Genomic DNA, 6,530 nt, shown 5'->3' on the forward strand with positions numbered 1-6,530 from the left:
GCGGCCGGAGGGGGCGGCGCTCGCGGCATGCGTCGCGGCGGTGCGCGCGTCGATCGCGCCGGGCGACGATCTGCATGCATCCGCCGAATACCGCGTGCATCTGGCGGGCGTGCTGGCGGCGCGCGCGGTGGCGGCGGCGTGGGCGCGCGCGGCATGAGCGGCGGGATGCACGACATACGGGTGACGGTGAACGGGCGCGCGGTCGCGCACCGGGTCGAGGATCGGCTGCTGCTGTCGGATTTCCTGCGCGGCGTGCTGGGCCTGACCGGCACGCATGTCGGCTGCGAGCACGGCGTGTGCGGCGCCTGCACGGTGCTGCTGGACGATGTCAGCGCGCGGTCGTGCCTGACGCTCGCGGTGCAGGCGGACGGGGCGGAGGTGCGGACGGTCGAGGGGCTGGGCACCGCCGAGGCGCTGGCGCCGCTGCAGGAGGCGTTCCGGGCGCATCACGCGCTGCAATGCGGGTTCTGCACGCCGGGGATGCTGATGACCTGCATCGACATGCTGGCGACGCGGCGGCTCGCGACCGACGAGGAGATACGCGACGCGCTGGGCGGCAATCTGTGCCGCTGCACCGGCTATGAGCACATCGTCGCGGCGGTGCGGTCGATGGTCGCCGCGCGCGACGCGGCCGGGGAAACGGCGGGAGAGAGACCATGAGGATGCACGTGCTGCCGGCCGGGCGGCTGCGGATGAAGCGGTCGGTGTTCGACGCCTCGGCCGACCGCGAGGCGCGGTTCGAATTGCCGGTGGGCGCGTTCCTGCTGCGCCATGCGCAGGGCAACGTGCTGTTCGACAGCGGCTGTCATCCGTCCGTCGCGACCGACGCGGCGGCGCGCTGGGGCGGGCTGGCGAAGGTGATGGTGCCGGTGTTCTCCGCGGCCGAGGCGCTGCCGGCGAGCCTTGCGTCGGCGGGGCTGGGCGTGGACGACATCGACGTGGTGATCTGTTCGCACCTGCATGCCGATCATTGCGGATGCAACGAGCTGTTCCGCCGCGCGACGGTGGTATGCAACACGCACGAGCTGGCGGCAGCGCGGGCGCCGGATGCGGCGGCCATGGGCTATGTCGCCGCCGACTGGGACCATCCGATGCCGGTGCAGGCGTTCGACGCGACGCTCGACCTGTTCGGCGACGGGCGGATCGTGTTGTTGCACATGCCGGGCCATACGCCGGGGATGAGCTGCGCGCGGGTGGAGCTGGACCGCACGGGCGCGGTGCTGCTGGCGTCCGACGCGGTGACGCTGCGCGACAGTCTCGACCGCGACTATGCGCCGCGCAACACGTGGAACGCCGAGAAGCTGCTGGCGTCGATGGCCGAGATACGGCGGATGGAGGCGGCGGGCGCGTGGGTGATCTGCGGCCATGACGACGCGCAGTGGCGGACGCTGCGCACCGGCGCCGAGTATTACGACTGATGGCCGCCGCCGCGCCCGATCCGCTGCTGCGTCCGGGGCTGATCGGCGCGCGGCTGCCGCGCGTGGAGGATGCGCGGCTGCTGACCGGGCGGGGCACCTATGCCGACGACGTGCGGCCGCGGGATGCGGCGCATGTCGCGATCCGGCGCAGCGATCATCCGCATGCGCGCATCGTGTCCATCGACACCGCGGCGGCGGCGGCTGCGCCCGGGGTGATCGGCGTCTACGTGGGCGAGGACCTGGCGGCGCAGGTCCGGCCGCTGCGCGCGACGTCGCGCATGGCGGGCTATCACGCGACGGAGATGTGGCCGCTCGCGCGCGGCGTGGTGCGCTATGTCGGCGAGCCGGTGGTCGCGGTGCTGGCCGAGGACCGCTACGCCGCCGAGGACGCGCTGGAGCTGATCGACATCGCGTACGAGCCGCTGCCGGCGGCGATGCACGCGCCGGAGGCGGCGGCGGCGGACGCGCCGCGCCTGCATGACGCGCTGCCGGGCAACGTGCTGGCCGCACGGCGCTTCGGACGCGGCGACATCGACGCGGCGTTCGCCGGCGCGCACGCGGTGGTGGAGGCGTCGTTCCGCCTGCATCGCAAGGCGCCGCTGGCGATCGAGCCGCGCTGTGCCGTCGCCGAATGGGACCACGGGCGGCGCGCGCTTGATCTGCATGTCGCGACCAACATCCCGGGCGTGGTACGCGACGCGCTGGCCGACTGTCTCGACATGCCGGGCAACCGGCTGCGCGTCATCGCCGCCGACGTGGGCGGCAGTTTCGGCGGCAAGGGCTCGGTCTATCAGGAGGAATTGCTGGTCGCGGCGCTGTCGCGTCTGTTGCGCCGGCCGGTGAAGTGGACGTCCGACCGGCTGGAGGATCTGGCGAGCACGAGCCAGGCCTTCGACGAGCGCATCGAGGCGTCGCTCGCGCTCGACGCCGACGGGACGATACGCGGGCTGCGCGCCGAGGTGCTGAGCGATGTCGGCGCCTATTCGATCTATCCGTGGACGGCGGCGCTGGAGCCGGTGCAGGTGGTGAGCTTCCTGCCCGGTCCATACCGCGTGCCGGCCTATGCGGCGGGCGTGCGGGCGGTGGCGACGCCGAAGGCGCCGACCGGGCCGTATCGCGGCGTCGGACGGCCGGCGGCAGCGTTCGCGATGGAGCGGCTGATCGACATGGCCGCCGCGCGCGTGGGTCTCGATCCGGCGGAGATGCGGCGGCGCAATCTGGTGCGCGCGGAGGAGTTTCCGTACCGCACCGGATCGGGGCTGATCTGGGACCGGTCCGGCTTCATGGAGACGCTGGAGGCGGCGTTGCGCGACGGCGGCTATGCGGCGCTGCGCGCGCGGCAGGCGGAGGCGCGGGCGGCGGGGCGGTGGTTCGGCATCGGGCTCGCGAGCTATGTGGAGCTGACGGGCATCGGCTCGCGCATCTCCGCCGCCCCCGGCATGCCGATCAACACCGGGATGGAGACGGCGAGCCTGCGCATCGACGTGACGGGCGCGATCACCGCCGCGTTCGGCATCGCCTCGCACGGGCAGGGGCTGGAGACGACGCTCGCGCAGGTGATCGCCGAGGAACTGGGCGCGCGCATCGACACGATCGAGGTGCTGCAGGGCGACACCGCGCTGGTCGCGAGTAGCACCGGCAGCTATGCGTCGCGCAGCGCGGTGATCGCGGGCGGCGCGGCGACGCTTGCCGCGCGCGAGGTGCGCGCCAAGCTCAAACGCGCGGCGTCGCTGCTGATGGAGGCGGACGAGGCCGACCTGGAGGTCGCGGACGGCACGGTGCGCGTCGCCGGCACCGACCGGGTGATGACGTTCCGCGACATCGCGCGCGCCATCTATGCCGACATGGGGCGCATCCCGCACGACCGGCGCGAGGATCTGATCTCGACGCAGACCTATGACCCCTATCTCGGCACCGCCGCGTCGGCGACGCATCTCGCGGCGGTGGAGGTCGATCCCGGCACCTATGCGGTGCGCGTGCTCGCCTATCACGTCGCCGAGGATTGCGGGCGGATCATCAATCCGCTGATCGTGGACGGGCAGGTGCAGGGGGCGGTCGCGCAGGGCATCGGCGCGGCGCTGCTGGAGGAAGTCACCTATGACGCGGCGGGGCAGATCGTGACCGCGAGCCTTGCCGACTATCTCGCGCCGACGGCGCCGTGCGTGCCGCCGATCGGCATCACGCATCTGGAGCTTGATCTGCCGGACAATGTCGGCGGGTTTCGCGGCATGGGCGAGGGCGGGACGATCGGCGCGCCGGCGGCGATCGCCAACGCGCTGTCGGACGCGCTGTCGCCGCTCGGCATCGCGGTCGATGAATTGCCGGCGACCCCGGAACGGCTGTTCCGGCTGGTGCGCGCGGCGCAGCGGAAGGATGATGGCGCATGAAACTGGATCTCGACGGACGGGTGGCGCTGGTCACGGGCGCGAGCCGCGACGTGGGGCGGGCGATCGCGCTGTCGCTCGCCGCCGAGGGCGCGGTCGTCGCGGTGAATTACCGCAGCTCCCCCGCTGCCGCCGGGGAGGTGGTGGCGGCGATCACGGCGGCGGGCGGGCGCGCGGCGGCCTATGGCGCGGATGTCGGCGACAAGGGCGCGGTGGACGCGATGGTGGCGGCGATCGTCGCCGCGCACGGGCGGCTGGATATCGTCATCAACAACGCGGGCGTCGCGCTGCGCCAGCGTTTCGGCGACAGCACGCCGGCCGACTGGCAGGCGCAGGTGAATGCCGGGCTGTACGGGCCGGTGCACACGTCGCACGCGGCGTTGCCGCACATGACGCGCAACAACTGGGGCCGCATCATCGTGTTCGCGGGCGACAGCTCGCGCGTGGGCGAGGCGGGGCTGGCGCTGGCGGCGGCGGCGCGCGCGGGCGCGATCGCGCTGGCGAAGTCGCTGGCCAAGGAATACGGGCGGTTCGGCGTGACCGCCAACGCGATCTCGCTGGGTCTGGTGGAGACGAGCCATTCGGACCCGGAATGGCTGGCGGCGAACCGCGAGAAGATCCTGCGCAACTACCCGATCCGCCGCCTCGGCACGCCGGACGACGTGGCGCCGATGGTGACGTTGCTCGCGTCGGAGGCGGGAGGGTGGATCACCGGGCAGACGGTGAGCATCAACGGCGGCTTCGCGATGGTGTGACATGCTGCATGCAGAGCTGATCGCCCCGGTCCACATCCTGCTCGCCCGCCATGCGGCGGCGCGGCGCGACGCGGTCTCGTTCGAGGATGCGGGGCGCGGCGTCACCTATGCGGCGCTCGCCGCGCGCACCGCCGGCATGGCGGCGTCGTTGCAGGCGCGCGGGGTGGGGCCGGGGGATGCGGTCGCGCTGTGCCTGCCGAACGGCGTCGCGTGGGTGGAATGCTGCCTCGCGATCCTGCGCGCGGGCGCGGTCGCGGTGCCGATCAGCCATGACGCGACGGCGGCGGAGATCGCGTACCGGATCGAGGATTCCGGCTGTCGCCACGCCTATGCCTCGGCCGCGCGCGCCGACGCCTTCGCCGCGTGCGCGGTGCTGGCGGCGGACGAGGGCGCGGCGGCGGAGGGGGCGGTCGCGCGCGATCCGGACGACCTCGATGCGGTGGCGTTCCTTGTCTACACGTCCGGCACGACCGGGCGGGCCAAGGGCGTGATGCTGACGTTGCGCAGCATGCTGTGGGTGGTCGCGGCGTGCTGGGCGCCGATCGTGGGGCTGGGGCCGGACGACCGCGTGCTGAGCCCGCTGCCGCTGTTTCATTCCTATGCGTTGAACCTGTCGGTGCTCGGCATCCTCGCGACCGGGGCGCGGGAGTTCATCATGGAGCGGTTCTCCACGACGGAGGCGCTCGCGCGGCTGGCGGGGGGCGGATACACGCTGCTGCCGGGCGTGCCGACGATGTTTCATTACCTGCTCGACGCGGTGCAGCGCGCGGGACGGAGTGATCTGGGCGCGCTGCGGCTGTGCGTCTCCGCCGGGGCGATCATGCCGGCGGCGCTGAATGCGTCGTTCGAGGCGGCGACCGGCGTGTTGCTGCTGGACGGCTACGGCATCACCGAGACGGCGACGATGGTGACGATGAACTGGCCGTACGGGACGCGGGTGGCAGGGTCATGCGGGCTGCCGCTGCCGGGGCTCGCGGTGCGCATCGTCGATCCGGCGGACGCCGACGTACCGCCGGGCGCGGAGGGCGAGCTGATCGTGCGCGGGCCGAACGTGATGCGCGGCTATCACGCCAAGCCGGAGGCGACGGCCGCGGCGCTGCGCGCGGGCTGGTACCGCACCGGCGATCTCGCGCGCGCCGACGCGCACGGGTTCATCACGATCACCGGGCGGCTGAAGGAGCTGATCATACGCGGCGGGCAGAACATCGCGCCGGCCGAGGTGGAGGAGGCGGTGGTGGCGTTCGCGGCGGTGCAGGATTGCGCCGTGGTCGGCATCGCGCACGCCACGCTCGGCGAGGTGCCGGTCGCCTTCGTCGTCCCGCGCGAGGGGGCGGCGCTCGACGAGGCGGCGTTGCGCGCGCATTGCGCGACCTTGCTGTCCGCCTACAAGGTGCCGCACGCGGTGCGCGTGGTGGACGCGATCCCGCGCACCGGGTCGGGCAAGGTGATGCGCTTCCGCCTGCGCGAGGCGCTGGGTGACGCGCCGCTCTGACGCCGCCGTGCCAGACCTTGGCGCCGCCGTGGCGCCGGGCGCGCGGGAGCGGCATTGCTCGGTCGGGCGCACGCTCGCGATCCTGTCGGATGCGTGGTCGTTCCTGGTGCTGCGCGAGGCGTATCTCGGCGCGCGGCGGTTCGGCGCGTGGCTGTCGGTGCTGGGCCTGCCGCGCGCGACGCTGGCGGAGCGGCTGGAGCGGCTGACGGCGGCCGGGCTGCTGCGCCGCGTGCCGTACAGCGCGCGGCCGCCGCGCGAGGAGTATCGGCTGACCGAGGCGGGGATCGACCTGTACCTGGTCATGCTGTCGCTGCTGCGGTTCGGCGATCAGTTCCTGTCGGCCGACCGGCCGCCGCCGTTGCAACTGGTGCACGCGACATGCGGCGCGGACTGCACGCCGCTGACGGCGTGTTCGCACTGCCGCGCGGCGATCGAGGCGCGGGCGGTGCGCTATCGCGACGGGCCGGGGGCGGGCGTCGGG

General features: G+C 73.4%; 6 protein-coding genes and 1 pseudogene. All 7 read left to right on the forward strand.

Annotated features, from left to right (window positions below; all coding sequences use genetic code 11):
- Positions 1-157: pseudogene (locus B8460_RS23795) on the forward strand (hypothetical protein); the annotation flags it as partial.
- The gene (locus B8460_RS16865) at positions 154-660 is read left to right on the forward strand and encodes a (2Fe-2S)-binding protein (protein WP_048862785.1); all 507 of its coding nucleotides are present in this window, start codon (positions 154-156) and stop codon (positions 658-660) included. The pseudogene B8460_RS23795 and the gene B8460_RS16865, both read left to right, overlap by 4 nt.
- Positions 657-1,418: an N-acyl homoserine lactonase family protein gene (locus tag B8460_RS16870; RefSeq protein ID WP_048862781.1), complete on the forward strand. Its 762-nt coding sequence runs from the start codon at positions 657-659 to the stop codon at positions 1,416-1,418. The genes B8460_RS16865 and B8460_RS16870 overlap by 4 nt, the downstream gene beginning before the upstream one ends.
- Positions 1,418-3,805: a xanthine dehydrogenase family protein molybdopterin-binding subunit gene (locus tag B8460_RS16875; protein ID WP_048862782.1), complete on the forward strand. Its 2,388-nt coding sequence runs from the start codon at positions 1,418-1,420 to the stop codon at positions 3,803-3,805. The genes B8460_RS16870 and B8460_RS16875 overlap by 1 nt, the downstream gene beginning before the upstream one ends.
- On the forward strand, positions 3,802-4,557 hold the full coding sequence (locus tag B8460_RS16880) for an SDR family NAD(P)-dependent oxidoreductase (protein ID WP_048862783.1): 756 nt from the start codon (positions 3,802-3,804) through the stop codon (positions 4,555-4,557). Before B8460_RS16875 ends, B8460_RS16880 begins: the two co-directional genes overlap by 4 nt.
- 1 nt (position 4,558) lies before the next feature.
- Complete coding sequence (locus B8460_RS16885; RefSeq protein ID WP_048862784.1) at positions 4,559-6,049, forward strand: class I adenylate-forming enzyme family protein; 1,491 nt, start codon at positions 4,559-4,561, stop codon at positions 6,047-6,049.
- Between the two features lie 7 nt (positions 6,050-6,056).
- Positions 6,057-6,530 (forward strand): winged helix-turn-helix transcriptional regulator (locus B8460_RS16890; protein ID WP_048862786.1); only part of this gene is annotated, 474 nt, incomplete at its 3' end.

Origin of the sequence: Acidisphaera rubrifaciens HS-AP3 (genome assembly GCF_000964365.1) — a bacterium.
In the GTDB taxonomy this organism is placed as follows: domain Bacteria; phylum Pseudomonadota; class Alphaproteobacteria; order Acetobacterales; family Acetobacteraceae; genus Acidisphaera; species Acidisphaera rubrifaciens.

Coding starts and splice junctions, on each gene's coding strand:
- B8460_RS16875 (WP_048862782.1), top strand. CDS start 1,418: ATGGCCGCCGCCGCGCCCGATCCGCTGCTGCGTCCGGGGCTGATCGGC.
- B8460_RS16870 (WP_048862781.1), top strand. CDS start 657: ATGAGGATGCACGTGCTGCCGGCCGGGCGGCTGCGGATGAAGCGGTCG.
- B8460_RS16865 (WP_048862785.1), top strand. CDS start 154: ATGAGCGGCGGGATGCACGACATACGGGTGACGGTGAACGGGCGCGCG.
- B8460_RS16880 (WP_048862783.1), top strand. CDS start 3,802: ATGAAACTGGATCTCGACGGACGGGTGGCGCTGGTCACGGGCGCGAGC.
- B8460_RS16885 (WP_048862784.1), top strand. CDS start 4,559: ATGCTGCATGCAGAGCTGATCGCCCCGGTCCACATCCTGCTCGCCCGC.